At 69.4% G+C, this 13,804-nt stretch carries 21 protein-coding genes; 2 read left to right on the top strand and 19 right to left on the bottom strand.

Going from position 1 to position 13,804, the window contains the following annotated elements; genetic code table 11:
- The 14 genes from ABZ470_RS39455 to ABZ470_RS39390 form a co-directional block, all read right to left on the bottom strand.
- Positions 1-1,560 (bottom strand): phage portal protein, encoded by a 1,560-nt coding sequence (locus ABZ470_RS39455; protein WP_362918065.1) that lies wholly within the window; start codon positions 1,558-1,560, stop codon positions 1-3.
- A 7-nt stretch (positions 1,561-1,567) separates the two neighbouring features.
- A complete protein-coding gene (locus ABZ470_RS39450) occupies positions 1,568-1,717 on the bottom strand; it encodes a hypothetical protein (protein ID WP_362918063.1) in 150 nt (49 codons plus the stop codon).
- A complete protein-coding gene (locus ABZ470_RS39445) occupies positions 1,714-1,959 on the bottom strand; it encodes a hypothetical protein (RefSeq protein ID WP_362918061.1) in 246 nt (81 codons plus the stop codon). The genes ABZ470_RS39450 and ABZ470_RS39445 overlap by 4 nt, the downstream gene beginning before the upstream one ends.
- Before the next feature lie 8 nt (positions 1,960-1,967).
- Positions 1,968-2,258, bottom strand: a complete 291-nt coding sequence (locus ABZ470_RS39440) for a hypothetical protein (RefSeq protein ID WP_362918059.1) — start codon at positions 2,256-2,258, stop codon at positions 1,968-1,970.
- Positions 2,259-2,266: 8 nt separating this feature from the next.
- Complete coding sequence (locus ABZ470_RS39435; RefSeq protein ID WP_362918057.1) at positions 2,267-3,604, bottom strand: LamG-like jellyroll fold domain-containing protein; 1,338 nt, start codon at positions 3,602-3,604, stop codon at positions 2,267-2,269.
- A 10-nt stretch (positions 3,605-3,614) separates the two neighbouring features.
- Positions 3,615-4,124 carry a hypothetical protein gene (locus ABZ470_RS39430; protein WP_362918055.1) on the bottom strand — a complete coding sequence of 170 codons (510 nt, stop codon included), beginning with the start codon at positions 4,122-4,124 and terminating at the stop codon, positions 3,615-3,617.
- Entirely contained in the window at positions 4,124-4,594 is a 471-nt protein-coding gene (locus ABZ470_RS39425; RefSeq protein WP_362918053.1) for a hypothetical protein, read from the bottom strand. The genes ABZ470_RS39430 and ABZ470_RS39425 overlap by 1 nt, the downstream gene beginning before the upstream one ends.
- Before the next feature lie 162 nt (positions 4,595-4,756).
- On the bottom strand, positions 4,757-6,064 hold the full coding sequence (locus tag ABZ470_RS39420) for a PBSX family phage terminase large subunit (RefSeq protein ID WP_362918051.1): 1,308 nt from the start codon (positions 6,062-6,064) through the stop codon (positions 4,757-4,759).
- Entirely contained in the window at positions 6,061-6,333 is a 273-nt protein-coding gene (locus ABZ470_RS39415) for a hypothetical protein (protein WP_362918049.1), read from the bottom strand. Before ABZ470_RS39415 ends, ABZ470_RS39420 begins: the two co-directional genes overlap by 4 nt.
- A gap of 118 nt (positions 6,334-6,451) precedes the next feature.
- A complete protein-coding gene (locus ABZ470_RS39410; protein WP_362918047.1) occupies positions 6,452-7,126 on the bottom strand; it encodes a DNA cytosine methyltransferase in 675 nt (224 codons plus the stop codon).
- Positions 7,120-7,872 (bottom strand): site-specific DNA-methyltransferase, encoded by a 753-nt coding sequence (locus tag ABZ470_RS39405; protein WP_362918045.1) that lies wholly within the window; start codon positions 7,870-7,872, stop codon positions 7,120-7,122. Before ABZ470_RS39405 ends, ABZ470_RS39410 begins: the two co-directional genes overlap by 7 nt.
- Positions 7,869-8,372, bottom strand: a complete 504-nt coding sequence (locus tag ABZ470_RS39400) for a hypothetical protein (RefSeq protein WP_362918043.1) — start codon at positions 8,370-8,372, stop codon at positions 7,869-7,871. The genes ABZ470_RS39405 and ABZ470_RS39400 overlap by 4 nt, the downstream gene beginning before the upstream one ends.
- Complete coding sequence (locus tag ABZ470_RS39395; protein ID WP_362918041.1) at positions 8,369-8,815, bottom strand: RusA family crossover junction endodeoxyribonuclease; 447 nt, start codon at positions 8,813-8,815, stop codon at positions 8,369-8,371. The genes ABZ470_RS39400 and ABZ470_RS39395 overlap by 4 nt, the downstream gene beginning before the upstream one ends.
- Positions 8,802-9,503 carry a ParB N-terminal domain-containing protein gene (locus ABZ470_RS39390; RefSeq protein ID WP_362918039.1) on the bottom strand — a complete coding sequence of 234 codons (702 nt, stop codon included), beginning with the start codon at positions 9,501-9,503 and terminating at the stop codon, positions 8,802-8,804. The genes ABZ470_RS39395 and ABZ470_RS39390 overlap by 14 nt, the downstream gene beginning before the upstream one ends.
- Positions 9,504-9,536: 33 nt before the next feature.
- Between ABZ470_RS39390 and ABZ470_RS39385 the strand changes: the two genes are divergently transcribed.
- The gene (locus ABZ470_RS39385; protein WP_362918037.1) at positions 9,537-9,794 is read left to right on the top strand and encodes a hypothetical protein; all 258 of its coding nucleotides are present in this window, start codon (positions 9,537-9,539) and stop codon (positions 9,792-9,794) included.
- 502 nt (positions 9,795-10,296) lie between these two features.
- Here ABZ470_RS39385 and ABZ470_RS39380 read toward each other — a convergent pair.
- The 4 genes from ABZ470_RS39380 to ABZ470_RS39365 are packed head-to-tail and all read right to left on the bottom strand — an operon-like array spanning position 10,297 to position 11,815.
- On the bottom strand, positions 10,297-10,911 hold the full coding sequence (locus tag ABZ470_RS39380) for a VUT family protein (RefSeq protein ID WP_362918035.1): 615 nt from the start codon (positions 10,909-10,911) through the stop codon (positions 10,297-10,299).
- Positions 10,908-11,234, bottom strand: coding sequence for a hypothetical protein (locus ABZ470_RS39375; RefSeq protein WP_362918033.1), 327 nt, complete (start codon positions 11,232-11,234; stop codon positions 10,908-10,910). The genes ABZ470_RS39380 and ABZ470_RS39375 overlap by 4 nt, the downstream gene beginning before the upstream one ends.
- A gap of 3 nt (positions 11,235-11,237) precedes the next feature.
- A complete protein-coding gene (locus ABZ470_RS39370) occupies positions 11,238-11,468 on the bottom strand; it encodes a hypothetical protein (RefSeq protein ID WP_362918031.1) in 231 nt (76 codons plus the stop codon).
- Entirely contained in the window at positions 11,465-11,815 is a 351-nt protein-coding gene (locus ABZ470_RS39365; RefSeq protein ID WP_362918029.1) for a hypothetical protein, read from the bottom strand. Before ABZ470_RS39365 ends, ABZ470_RS39370 begins: the two co-directional genes overlap by 4 nt.
- Positions 11,816-12,271: 456 nt before the next feature.
- Between ABZ470_RS39365 and ABZ470_RS39360 the strand changes: the two genes are divergently transcribed.
- Positions 12,272-12,925, top strand: coding sequence for a hypothetical protein (locus tag ABZ470_RS39360; RefSeq protein ID WP_362918027.1), 654 nt, complete (start codon positions 12,272-12,274; stop codon positions 12,923-12,925).
- A 104-nt stretch (positions 12,926-13,029) separates the two neighbouring features.
- Here the strand turns inward: ABZ470_RS39360 and ABZ470_RS39355 are convergent.
- The coding region (locus tag ABZ470_RS39355) for a tyrosine-type recombinase/integrase (protein WP_362918025.1) at positions 13,030-13,804 on the bottom strand (775 nt) is incomplete at its 5' end.

Raw genomic sequence — 13,804 nt, 5'->3', positions numbered from 1 at the left:
CTACAGGTCTTGCGCGTTCGGGACATACGCCTCGTCGTAGGAGTCGACGTCGGGTAGCTCCTGCTGGGTCTCCTGCCGGATCTTGGTCACCTCGGCCTCGACCTGGTCGTCGTCCCATTCGGGGTGCACCATCCGCACCCGCACCTCGATGGAGGCGGCCTCGGCCTGCTTGAGCAGGTTCACGGTGCGGGCGAGCATCTCCGGGTCCGGCGTCACCCCGTCCGGCCATTCGATCTGAGCGCGTTCCCCGGCAACCTTGGTGCCGTAGATCGCGTGATCGATGGTCAGCAGCACATCCGACAGCCACGCCAACACCGGGTTCCAGTACCCGATCTTCCTGGCCCTCGTGGTGAAGCTGCGCCGCTCCCGGGAGTGAATCTCCGTCGCGGTGGCCGCCTGGTCGTCGGAGGCCTCCCCGAACGTCTGCACCGAGTACCCGGCGCCGCGCAGGATTTGCCCGGTCAGGGAGCGCGCCGTCTGCTGATGCTCCTCGACGCGGATCGCGAACTGGCTGATCGTCAGCATGCTGGCGTTGGACCCGCCAGGCGGCGGCAGCATCCCCAGCCCCGAGTAAATCTCCCGGTCCGGATCCCACATGGAACCTCGGCCGCGCCCGGTGTTGGCCAGGAAGACGTCGGGGACGATCACGCGGCCCTTGCCGAGCCGCAGGTCCCTCATCCAGGAGGTGTAGGTCTCATCAAGGGAGTCCATGAGTCCCTCGACGCCGTCGTAGTCCGAGCGGCCGAGCTGGGTGCCGCGCAGCTTCCTGTGGGGCCGCATGTTCGGCACGTAGTTGACCAGCAGCCCCTGGTATCCGGAGTCGAAACCGCCGTCGGCGTCGACGAGCTCGGCGAAGTGCGCGGTCTCCGGGTGCTCGGTCAGCGGCACCTGAATGCCCAAGCGCCGCTCGTCACCCAGGTACAGGCCGTGCAGGACCCGGCCGCGTTCGTGCCGCTCCAGGTGCCGCAGCACCTGCTTGTTGTCCTCGGCGAGGACCCGCCAGAACGTCACCGCCCACAGGCGGCCGGAGACGAACTCCGGCACCGCGGCGTCCGGCGGGATGACGTCCACCACGGGGTAGTCCGCCATGGTCGTGTCCCACCCGACCCGGACGTACACGCCGCCGTAGGCCGCGGCGAGCTCTCCGGCCTCCAGCAGGATCGCGTACACCCCGCCATCGGCCAGGATCTTCTCCAACCGGGTCTGGGCCTTCTTTCCCCGCACCCGCAGCGTCGGCGGCTCACTGAACAGCAGGTCGGCCGAGGTCGCGGCGATGTCTCCGGCGACCGGGACATGAAGCTTCGTACTTCGGGACTGCCCGGCCGGCGTGGGGGAGCCCCAGAAGAAGCGGGAGATGCGGCCCAGCCAGCCGCCCGAGCCCGCCAGCGGCCGATCCCACCCCTTGAGGTCCAGCCCCATGCCGGGCACCACGTCGGCGCCGTAGGCCTTGCTCAGCCGATCAGGGTCGCCGGAGTACCAGGCGCCGTGCTGCAGATACAGGCGAGCGGACGAACGCGTCCACGGCGGCGGCCACTCCTGATCACGGTCAGGCAGAGCCATCGCGGCATCACCCCCTTTCGCACCCGTTCAGCAGGGCGGCGATGCTGATCCAGGAGTCGGCCAGGGACTCCATGCGCTGCATACGCATCAGGTCGGACTCGAGTTCGGCGTTACGCAGTAGCCGCTCGGCGTTGCCGAGAGCTTCCTGGACGGTCACACGCGCTCCGGCCAGTGCCAGGTGCCGCCGTGGTGCCCTTCCTCGGCCTGCGCGCACCCGCCGAGGTCAAGGGGGTGGAAGTACAGCCCCGTGGGGTTGAACACGCACACCCCGACCCGGGCGTCGTCGTCAGGGTCGACCTCGGTGATGACCGCCGTACGGCACACCGCGGGGTAGATGCCGTCCGCGCTTCCGCGGCTGACATAGTGAACGAAACTGCCCACGCTCGGGCGCTCAGGCATGAGATCTCCTAAATGATCGGGACGAGCCCGGAGGGCAGGACGGGCTGCTCGACGGCGTTCGTCACCCGCACCCACGCCATGTAGGTGCCGCCTGCCAAGGTGACCGCCCCGCCGGGGCCGATGAGGATGCGCGCCTCCGCGCCGCGGCGGCTGACAGAAGCCCACTCGGCGGGGTGCCAGTCGGCCTCGAGCGGCTCGGCGCCCGGCGTGGTGAAGGCGATCTCCACCGTTTCGGCGCCGGAGGCGTTCTCCACGGGGATGTACAGGTAGGGGCGGCTCAGCGACGAGATCGGCTCCACCGCACCCCCTACAGAAGTCGTCCGGAAAGCGGTGGCCCGGTGTGGGGTGTGGCCGCGCGCCAGGCGACGTACGGCGCTCCGGCCCGCAGCGGCGGCGTACGGCGCAGCAGCCGCCCTACCGTGCCCGCCTCGACGACCTGCCCCAGCAGGCCGACGAGGGGAGGCTGGGGCCGTACCGGTTGCGCGCTGCCGGTCTCGACGACCACGCCGATCATCTTCTGCCCGGCCCGGTGCACCGGGACGGCGGTGCCGTGCTCGGTGATCTGCTGCGGCATCCGGCCCCGCCCGGAGGTGACGGCCCGTGCCGTACCGGCCTCGAAGGACGGAGACGCCGTACGGGACTTGCCCCTCCCCGCCGGGCGCGCGAGTGCCGTCTCGACGACCTGCCGCAGGACCTGCTCGGAGCCGACCGGGCTGACGGTGCCGAGTTCCACGGCCTGGTTCGCCCGACGCCCCTTGGCGGGGGTCACCGCTGTCGCTGTCCCCGCCTCGGCCGCCGCCGCCAGCGCTCCGGCCTTGGACGGCCGCGCGGGCAGCACCACGGCGCTCTCCAGGCTCTGCGCGACCCCGGCCCTCTTGCTGCGGGCTGGGGTGGCCAGCACGCTGGTCTCGGTGACCAGCCCGGCCGTGCCCCCCTTGGCGGCGCTGACAGGCAGAACCGTGCCGCTCTCCCCGACCGCCCGCAGCGTGGACTCCGCACGCGCCCACACCGCAGGTGGGGTGTTCCAGACGATCGGCGGCCCGTCCTCCCGGGCGGCGCCCGATCCTCCCACCAGCGCCGCGCCGCGCCCGGCGTAGTCGACCGTCTCGGGACGCAGGAACGGGTACCACGCCTGCAGGTTGGTGGTCCTGACCGGCATGTACTGTCCGTACTCGGCTTCCAGTTCGGCCTGCGACAGCGCGGCGTTCCAGAACTTGACCGCCGCGATCGTCCCGTTCATCCACTCTTCGCTGTAAGGGCTGTCACCGATGCGGAGGATGGCGTCGGCGACGGCCGAGGACTGGCCGCTCCAGCCGCCGACGTCGAAGGCGTTGTCCCCAGCGGCCCGGCTGACGGTTACCCCGTCTGCGGCGTTGACCGAGATCGCGATGTAGTACCAGGTGCCGACCGTCATGGTGCGGACGATCTGCGCCAGGCCCGCGTCGTCCCAGGCCGCCATGTCCGTGCCCGCCATGCTGGTCTGCAGGAGAAAGAAATCACCTGTGCCGTTGTCGAGCGACCACAGGGTGGTGTACGCGGAGCGATTGGCGACGAGTTTGACCCAGCAGGCCACGGTGAACGCCGACAGGGCCACGCCCAGCGTCCGCGAATAGCTTTGCCCTGTCGCGGAAAACCTGACCGCCACCCGACCCCTCCTATGTTCCGGTGTAGGTCAGGCGGACGCTGGTCACGACCACATCTCCGGTCATGGTGTCGGTGGAGTCGGCGGCATCACGCCCCAGCCGCAGCCACACCTCATCACCGGCCGCCATGCTGTCCAGCAGCGCCGGGGGCAACGTCACCGTCGTCTTGTGCAGCCGCTTTCCAGTACCGCCCAGATGCGAGGCGACCGCGGTCACGCCCGTGCTCATGGCCTTGGTCTCGACGCTGTCGGTGTCGACGCCCGGCGTGATCGCCGCCAGGAACACCTCCCACCGCACCGCCCCCGACGTGGCGGTGTCGGCGTACCAGACCACGTCAACGCTCAGGTCGCCGCTGGAGTAGTTGAACGGCTCCAGCTTCCACACGGTGCGCTCAGCGGTCGCAGCGTCGAAGGCCAGGCCGCTGACCGCGAACGCCGACCCGTTGGCCTTCACGAACGCCGGGAACGCGGTGGATCTGGGCTGCGCCCCCTCCGGCGCCAGGTACACCCGGTAGATCGCCATCAGGCCGCCCGGAAGAACCCGGCCGGGTCGATCTGCAGGATCACGTTGCTGCCGTCCGGCGTGATCGTGAAGTCGTGGCAGGTCATCGGGATGATCGCCGAGTCCGGGGACGCCGTCGCCGGCCGGTAGCAGATCAGGACCTTCGCCCAGGCGCTGCCCGCCTGCACGTTGTTCCAGGTCTGGTCGGGGATGTCCAGGTCCACGCGGTCGTTGACGTCGTCCGGCGTCAGCGGCGCCAGATCCGCGGCGACCAGCACCTTCCTGGCGTAACCGGTGTTGGTGACCTCGTCCGTGGCGCCTGCCAGCACCAGGGCCAGGGTGTCGTAGTCCTTCAGCACGGCGTCGCTTTCAAGGCCCGTGGCGGCCAGGGCGACCACCAGCAGCGCGGCCGTGGACGGGTCGCCGGTCTTGACGCGGTTGTACAGCTCGGCGCAACGCCCCTTCGCGACGTTGAACTGGAATTCGGCCATGCACCCCTCCTCGGGCGAAGTCGCAGACAGGTGGGCGGTCCCGGCCTGCCACCGCCCCTCAACGAGGCAGGCCAGGACCACCGAGGCTCGACGCGCGGACGGGGACGAACGCGCGGAGCCGAACCACCCCGCAGCCCCTCAAGGGGGCGGGGTGGGGTCAGGTCACACCGGGACGGGCTCCAGCAGCTGCTGCCACACCGCCTGGGTGGTGTAGAGGATGTAGCGGCTGGCGTCCAGGGAGTGGTCGTCGAGCTTGATCGGGGCGTCCTCGCCCTTCTCCGCGCGCCGGTCGTCCCAGGAGTAGCTGCCGACCTCGCCGAGCCATCCGGCGCACGAGCGGTGCACCCGCAGCTGGTCGGCCGCGATCAGGTTGGACACGCAGCGGATGCCGTCCAGGACGGCGTTGTCGCCGAGGGTCGGCACCATCCCGTCGCGGTGCAGCTGCGCCACGAAGCTCGCGGCGGACGGGTCCACGATGATCCAGTCCGGCCGGACGCCTTGCGTGCCGGGCCCATGCGGGTCCGGAATGTCATCCAGCCAGTCCTGGATGCGCTGGGAGTACTCGGCGTCGGTCAGCTGCCGGCGTTCGGCCTTGGAGTCCCACCGCCACTCCGACGTCAGGATCAGGCGGCGCTGCCCGGCCCGGTCCGGCACCGACACCCCGGCCAGGATCGCCGACAGCGGGTTGACGGTGCCGTAGTCGACCCCCACGCCGATCCATTTCTCGATGTGCGGAAGCTCGTCGATAATCATGCGGTCCGGATCCCACATGTCGTAAATCGCACCCTCGGCCATGCACCACTCCCCGAGAATGAAGCGGCGATACCACAGGCCGGTGTACTCCGTTTTCAAGTTGGCGACGTACACCGGATCCAGGGCCGGGTTGTCGTCCAGCGTGAAATGGAAATACTTCATGTTCAGTTCGTGCTGGCGCAGAATGAAGCGCTTCCGGAGCCAGTGATTCGGGGCGTCGGGGTTGGTTGTGCTGAACAGTTGCGCGCCCGGCACGCTCAACCGGGCGAGCAGCTGGTCCCAGAACCCCTCCGGGATCAGCGACGCCTCGTCAACGTACGCCCCGGCACACGTCATACCGCGCAGCCGGGACTCGGAGCGTACGTCGGCCGCTGAGACAATCTCGATGCGGCGGCCGAGGATATTCGCTGTCGGGGCGCCTCGGGTATGGAAAATCTTTCTCGCCACCGGCCCCGTGAGGCTGGAGTCCATGAGCGGTTCGAAAACGTTCCGGTAAATCGTGTCGGCTGTTTTCCCGACAATGACCAGCGACCCACCTCTCGGGGCACGCGCCACATACATCAGCCACCGCAGAAGCGACGCGATTGTTTTACCGGACCGCACCGACCCGGACCACAGGTTGATGCGTGCCGTTGATTCCGCGATGGATCGCTCCTGCGCGAGCGACAGCGACACGACCCGGGTGGGCTTGCGCCCCTCCGACGTCGCCGCCGTCACCGGGCCCTACTCCCGTAGCGGCGCACGGCCAGCACCTGCAACGCCTCGATCGCCTGCTGCGGCACCACCGTGTTGCCCAGCATCCGAAACGCCGCCCGCCGGGAGAATCCCAGGTCGGTGACCCAGCCCGGCGTCAGGCCCTGCATCCACTCCACGAACGCCGGAGCCAGCCGCCACCTGTTCCTGGCGCTCTGCTCCACCGGGTGCGGGGCGGGCCCGTTCACCGACTCCCAGAGCCGGATCGCGGGCTCGTACTCACCCCATTCCACCCGGCCAGAAGCATGACCACCGTCTGCAGGTCCAGGCCGCCGCCCCTGCTGCCTACGCTTGGCCCCCCGCAGTTGCGGGCCGTGGGCGTCGGCAGCAAAGCTCTGATGTTCGACCTGGTCAGCGAGGGAAACCGAATGCCCTCCGGCTCGGCGCTTGGCCGGCGGTTGCGAGCCGCCCCGTGTCCCCAGATTCGACGTCGGCGTCGCCAGCAACCGCACCACCGCCGAGGGCAGCATCAGGTCCCCCCGGCTGCCGTGCTGGTTCGGGCTGCCCTTCGTGCCGTCCGACGCCCTCGGCGTCGGTAGGCCACGCCAGGATGAAGACGCGCTCGCGCCGGTGCGGCGCCCCGACGTCGGCAGCTCGTACGCTCGCCCACGACGCATCAAACCGTGCTTCGGCCAGGTCTCCGAGAACTCGGTCGAGGCCCCGGTGGCGGAGTCCGGAGACGTTCTCCACGACGACGAGGCCGGGTCGAAGCACGCGAACGGCTTCGGCCATGAACGTCCAGAGCCCGCTGCGCGCACCGTCGATCCCCGCCTTTCTGCCTGCTTGGCTGGTGTCGGTGCAGGGGAAGCCCCCGGCGAGGATGTCCACGGCCGGTACGGCGGCCCAGTCGACAGCGGTGATGTCACCGAGGTTCGGCACGCCGGGAAAGCGCCGCTCCAGTACCCGGGCGGCGTCCGCGTCGTGCTCGCACTGCCAGATGACCCGGCCGCCGAAGACGGCCTCGACCGCCAGGTCCAGGCCTCCGACCCCGGAGAACAGCGACCCGATCCGCGGCCCCGTCACCATGGGCGGCTCTCGAGCGTGTCCACGGCGCGCTGCAGGATCTCCTCGCTGCCCTCGATGCCGATCGCGCGGCGACCGAGTTGCATCGCGGTCCACAGCGTGGACGCCGACCCGGCGAACGGATCCACGACCAGGCCGCCGCGCGGGCAGCCGTACATCAGCAGCGGCTGCAGCACCTTGGCGGGCTTCTGGGTTGTGTGGATGCCCTTGCCGAGCATGTTCGGGTGGTGGATCACCGAGTTGTGCAGGCGGGTGCCGTCGTCGACGTAGATGCTGGGCCCGTAGTGGCCCAGATGCCCGGCGCGGCCCTGACGCTGCCGGGACATCACACCGATGCGGGCTCCCGGGTGACGGATGCGCGGGGTGGCGTGCCGGATCGCGTCCCACCTTCCCCGGTAGAAGTGCAGGGCATGCTCGTGGATGCGGCGGAACCGGTCGACCATGGGGTTGGTGCCGGTGTTCTTCTCCCAGATCAGGTCTTGGGAGAACTTCCACCCCGAGGCCTCGAACTCGGCGCCGAACCGCAGGAACATCCGCATCGACCCGAAGCACCACATGCTCGAGGACACGCTCGCCGCGGCGGCGACCCACCCCTTCGGCCACACATCCCACGCCAGATCGGTGTCGGCGTAGGGCGGATCGGTGAGCACCAGATCGGCCTGCACACCGAGTGCCGGGAGGATCTCGCGGCAGTCCCCGAGGTAGAGCGCCAGGCCGTCGCGGCTCCAGTACGGGACCGGTGCCGTCACTCGCCCTCCTCCGCCTCGTCGACCTCGGTGGCCGGTTCGAGGTCCTCGGCGGCGTCCAGTTCGTAGACGACCTCGCTGTCGAGCGTCGGCTGGTGACGGGACTGGATCTGCGCGAACAGCGTGCCCAGCAGGGAGACGACGTCGCCGTCCGAGACGCCGTTACGGTTGATCAGGTCCAGGCCCAGCAGCTGGCAACGCCGATAGATGATCTTTTCGATCGTCTCGACGGCCTTGGTGTCGCCGCCGATCGCCTTGGTCCACAAGCCCGCCATCAACCGGTCCAGCCGGTCGATCTCGATCTGCAGCAGCTCCTCGCTGTTCTCCTGCATCGCCTTGGACGCCGCCCGCAGCGCCCGCGTGACGTCCTTGGAGGCCGCGCCTGAGGACTTGTAGCCCAGCGCCTCGGTGATCGCCGGGTACGACATGCCCGCCAGCCGCATCTGCACGGCCTTGTTGCGGCGCTGCGCGATCTCGATCTGCCGGGCGATCCCCACCGTCACCGCACATCACCCCCCAGGCTCCAGATGCGGACCACCACGCCCGCCGTCCGCTGCACGTCCGGGTGCGGCGAGCCGGTGTAGAGCTTGCGGACGAGGAACTCCACGGCGCGGGCGTCGTCGACCCACACCCCGGCGTCGGTCAGCGCGTCCTCGGTGGAGCGCACGAGCTTGCTCAGGTCCGGCGTCCGATCGGGGTAGACCCGGCGCCGCGGCGCCGAGATCGGGCGGGCCAGCGTGAAGACCATCTGCACGGCCACCGGCTGATCCAGCGGCACCCACCCCTCGGGCAGCACCTCCAGGGCGGCGTACTTGACCGTCTCCCGCCACGGGCCGACCTTCTTGCTCGACTCGACCATCCGGCCCTTGCCGACGTGCCGTTTGGACCCCTGCGGGGCCGGGGTGCCGTACGCGACGACCTCCAGCAGCGGCTCATCCCACGGCACGGACCCGCCACCCCTCACCGGTCAGCCGGTCGGCCAGGCGGTCGCGCTCCTCGGCGCTGTCGCAGGTCACCAGGACGCCCCAGGCCCGCTCGACCGGCTCACCCTCGCCGTCGCCGCCGTCGAGATCGTCGTAAGCGTCGTCCTCGACGTCGTCGCCGCCGACGTCGTGGAAGTCCGCCCCGGGGTCCGCGGCCGCCGGCGCCGCGGCCGAAGTCGGTTCGACTTCGCGCGGCCGAGGCGGCGCGAGCGGCTGCTCCAGCATCGTCGTGTCGATGGCCAGCGCCGCGTCCAGGTCGCTGAAGTCGTCCGGCGTCCAACCGGTGCCCGCGATGTCCGGCAGGCTCGACAGCACCGCGGCGAGCGCCGTGTCGTCGTAGCCGCCGTACTCGGCGGTGCGGTTGTCGGCGAGCATGATGCGCTTGGCCTGGGTGTCGTCGACGTCCAGCAGCAGGACGGGGACTTCCTTCAGGCCCTGCTTCCTGGCCGCGAGCACCCGGTGGTGGCCCGCGATGATGCGCTTCGTCGAGGCCTGGGCGATCACCGCCCCGTAGAAGCCGTTGACGTCGATGCTCTCGGCGATCACGTCCGTGTCGCCCTTGTGCGGGTTGTCCGGGTGCGGCTCCAGCAGGTCGATCGGAATCGACGCATAGGACTGCAGCACCACCTGGGGCGCCTGCTTACGGGCCAACGGGTCACCTCCGGTGAGGGGCAGAATGGGCGAATGACTGAGCAGCAGCCGAAGACCCTGCAGGAAGCCCTGCACAGCGCGTTCGCCCAGCTCGCGGAAGCCTTCGGGTACGCGACAGAGGTGGGGGCCGCGCAGGGCGCGATGGGGTGGGCCTACAACGGCCAGGAGGAGAAGCTGAACGAGCGGCTGAAGACGATGTCGCCCGAACAGCTCGAACGGACGAGGCGGGCCGCCCACATGGTCAGGTACCTGTGCGACGCCGAGGAGTCACAACGCCTGCGTAAGCGTTGACACTTACCCGACGAAGGGGGGCGGCGGGTTGCCGTTGAGCGCGTCGAGCCAGCGCATCACCCTCGGCAGGTTCTTGTCGGGCCCGTACGTCAGGAACGTCCCGTCCGCCGAGGCGCAGCCGATCGCAGCGGCGTACCGCAGCCGCCGCCCCGAGTTGACGCGCCCCATGTGGACATGCAGGCCACGCCGTACGGCCTCGGCTGCAAGCTCGCGAGCGCCGGACCCAAGCTTCCAGCCGGTGGTGCCGCCCAGGAACAGCGCGTCGAAGGTCCCCCAGGGGACCTCGAGGTTTTCCAGCCCGTCCTGCCCGACCAGCGCGGCCGGATATCCGGCCGCGCGGATCAGGGGAAGGACCGGCGCTGACCGGGTGAGAGTCGCCTCGGCGTCGCCGACCACATCAGGCGCCGTGGCGAACAGGCACCGGACGGTGTGCTCGGAGCGGCCGGTGAGCCACCGCAGATAGGCGTCGTCGCCGGGGTATCCCTTGCCGAAACAGCCGTTGTCAGCGGCCCAGGTCACTCCCGGGACGGGGATGCTCTGGGCGGGGGAGTCGATCAGCCCGAGCAGCCCGGCCCGCATCGCCTCCCGTACCGCCGCGCTGCAGGGGTTGACGAGGTAGAGCACACCGCCACCCCCGCACCAGCAGCATGACGGCGAGCGGAACGAGCGTCATCCAGGCCTTGCCGACAAGCTGGCCGGGCAGCGCGGCCCAGATCGGAAACCCCGCCAAGGCCAGGAAGACGACCGTGTCGGCGACCGCGCCAACCAGGTTGGAGGCCAGCACCGCGCGGACGAATCCACGTTCACGCAGCGGGGTGTACACCACCATGTCGGCGGTCTCCGACAGCAGAAACGCCGCACCGGAGGCAAGCGCCAGGACGGGCGTGGCCAGCAGATACGACAGCAGGGCTCCGGCCAGGACGACGGCCAGGACCGCGGCGCGGCCGAAGGCGTCCTGCACGACGTCGCGCAGGAGCAGAGCGCCACCAGCCGCGAACGTCCCTGCGGTGGCGGTGAGCCCGAAGCCGACTCCGATCATGCCGTAGCGGCTGGTCGCCCAGTTCGCGGCGACGATGGTGGCCAGGTATCCCAGGGCGGCGAGTACGCGCAGAATCATGGGGCCTGACCCGCATGGATGAACTCGGTGGCCGGTGCTTCGGCCCACGCGATGCTGTCTTGCCGGTAGGTCTCGCACAGCCCGGCCAGCTCCGCCTTCAGGAACCGCACCTCATCCCGGGGGATCTCCAGGCAGAAGCAGGCGTTCTGGTACTCCCAGTCCGGGGGCGACAGCCACACTCCGTGGACCTCGCGGGCCTGGCGGTGGACGGCGTAGCCGGTGTCCTGCACGAAGCGCGCCCACTCGCGCTGGGTGAGCTTGTCGTCGGAGTTGCCGATCGAGACGTACACGGTCAGCAGGGCGGCCGGGTCATGGGGAGGCATCCTTCACCCCTTCGGCTGCTGGGCGTGAGACGCCAGGATGAAGGCGATCATCTCGTTGATTTCGCGGGCGTCCCTGCGCTGGTAGAAGCGAGGGGTGGTGATCACTTTGAACTCTCCCAGGCCACGCAGGTCGCGCGTGCTGCAGACGAAGACGGCCTCGTGCGGCTGAAGGCCTGCTTCGTAGCGAACCTCCCTGGCCTCGCGAAGGTCATAGGCGCAGATCACGGTCTTCATGTCGCCGCCGAGAGGCCGTAGCGCTCGGGGTTGAGGTAGAGCTCGTGGCGCAGCAGGACACACGCCAGCAGGTCCCAGGTGCCGTTGCGGACAGCGTCCTCGGTCACGGGCAGCGCGTCACCGGGGATGGGGGCGAAGGTCGGGTTGTCGAGGTCTGTCTCCCAGTCGACTTCCCAGGAGATGCGGGTACGGCGGGAGCGGGGCCGGGTGGTGGTGACCCTGTAGAGGGTGAGCTGTACCTGGCAGAGACCGTCCCGAAGGTGGATCCAGCCGTAGGTGGGACCGTCGTGGTGGTCGCGGCTCATCTGGGGTGGCCCCCAGATGCGGTCGGCCAGGTGTAGCGGCATGGGGTCTCCGGAGGGCGGTTTGAGCTGGGTGTTTACCGAGGAACAGTCGTGATCTTGAATTTGAGACAAGATCTTTTAGGGGGGTCGGGTAGATATGCGGAAGGTCGAGATCGGGCCGCAGCGACGATTGTGGGGCGTCGCCCGGAAACGAATAAGCCCGACCAATAGGTGAAAAACGCCCACATGGAGATCGTTCGGCGCGGGTGATTGCCGCCCCACCCGCCACTGGCCCTCAACACCTAAGCACGGACCCCGAGAGCCCCAACACCGCAGCCAGCCCCACAACAGAAAGGGCCACGTACGCTCTCCCCCCAGAGCGCAAATGACCCAATCTGGCGACGACAGTACGCACGGTTACAAAGGCCCGCAACTCCATTCACTTTCCCCCGTTCACTTGCGGCCTCTCGCCCCGCCTGATGAACTTTCCATATGGAAAGCTCTAGCGACCGCCCGCCCATGCACTTCTCAACCGGCCGCCTCACCAAGAGCCAAGCCGCCACCCTCACCCGCTGGCGCTCCCGCCTCCTGGACGACCGCCCCCTGCCCGGCACACCAAGAAAGCCGCCCAGCCTGCGCTTTCTCGGCATCGACAACCGCCCCCCGGCCTCCTGCTCCGACGCCATAGCCGCCCTCACCGAGGCCCTCATCCGCCACCCGCCCAGCGGCCTGGACATCGCCCGCTACGTCGACCGCGCCATCACCGCGCAGAAACTCGCCGGCCAAGGCAACCTCGGCCCGCACGCCCCGATCCTCAACCCGGTGAGCTTCTACCTCACCGCGGACACGGCCGACCGCTGCCTCGCACTCCTGTCCACCTCCTACCAGGCGGTCCTGCAGGTCCACCAGCAGCTCAACGAGCAGGCCCGCACGACCTTCCCCAACCGAAACCAGGCACAAGAACGGCGAATCTTCGTCCTGGAGGAGCTGGCCAGACGCAGGGTGCCGGTCCGCCCGTACCGGCCCACCAACGGCGTGCTCGCCCGCATGGCGATCGACCGAGCCGCCCGCCGGTCCGTCGACCGGGTCCTGATCGAGGCCGTCGACTACGCCCAGCGGGTCCACGACCAGCCCCATCGTGCCCGCCGCGACATGCACGTCCTCGACCGGTGAAAAACTTTCCATATGGAAACCTCATTCACCCACGGACCGAAAACAGGGCGGCCCCAGCAGTCACCTGCCGGACCCGCCCCACACCTACCCAGTGGTCTACCCGTCTACATGACCCCTTTCGTCGCGTTCTTCCGCCACTGGTCCGTGTTCCGCAGGTAATTGGCCAGCACCCGGGAGTTAAACTTCCAACCGCCCTGCGCGGCGATCACCTCTAGACCATGCCCCTCAGCGCGGGCCTCCGTCGCGAGCCCGGACCGCAGCCCATGCCAGGTCTTCGGGCTCACCCCCGCACGCTCACACGCCCGGCTGAGCATGAAGTTGAACGCCTGCGCCGACATCTTCCCGCGCGGGTTGTCATACCGGCCGATCTGCAGAAACGCCGGACCGCCCGGAACCAACCGGGCTGTCTCCTGCCATATCTGCCAGTGCGTCACCGCGTCGGTGAGCGGATGGGAACCCCGACTGATCGCCACCTTCCGAGCCCCGGTCTTGCCGTACCGAACGTGTACCGTCAGCCCTTCCTCGTGCTCGGTGATGTCCCGCGCCAGCAGCCCCGCCATCTCAGCGCTGCGCGCCGCGATCCCGAACCCCACCAGGAGCGCCGCCCGATCCCGCAGGCCGGCCAGCGTGTCCGGGCACGCCTCCGAAAGCCGCCGCAACTCCCGCTTGCTCACCAGCGGCGCCTCCCCCCGGCCACGCTGCTCCCCCGCCTCGTCCAACTCCCGCTGGTAGGCGTTCAGCAGCTCCGTGGTTTTCTTCGTCACCAGCTTCGGCACCTCCACCCCGCGCTCCCGCAGGGTGACGGTAACGCCAGCGACTCGCCGCCCAATCGTGGAGGGCGCTTTCCCGTCTCGGGCAAGCCAGGCCACGAACGCACCA

The organism is Streptosporangium sp. NPDC020072, from assembly GCF_040631445.1.
GTDB lineage: Bacteria > Actinomycetota > Actinomycetes > Streptosporangiales > Streptosporangiaceae > Streptosporangium.
This window is presented reverse-complemented; position numbering and strand designations above follow the sequence as displayed.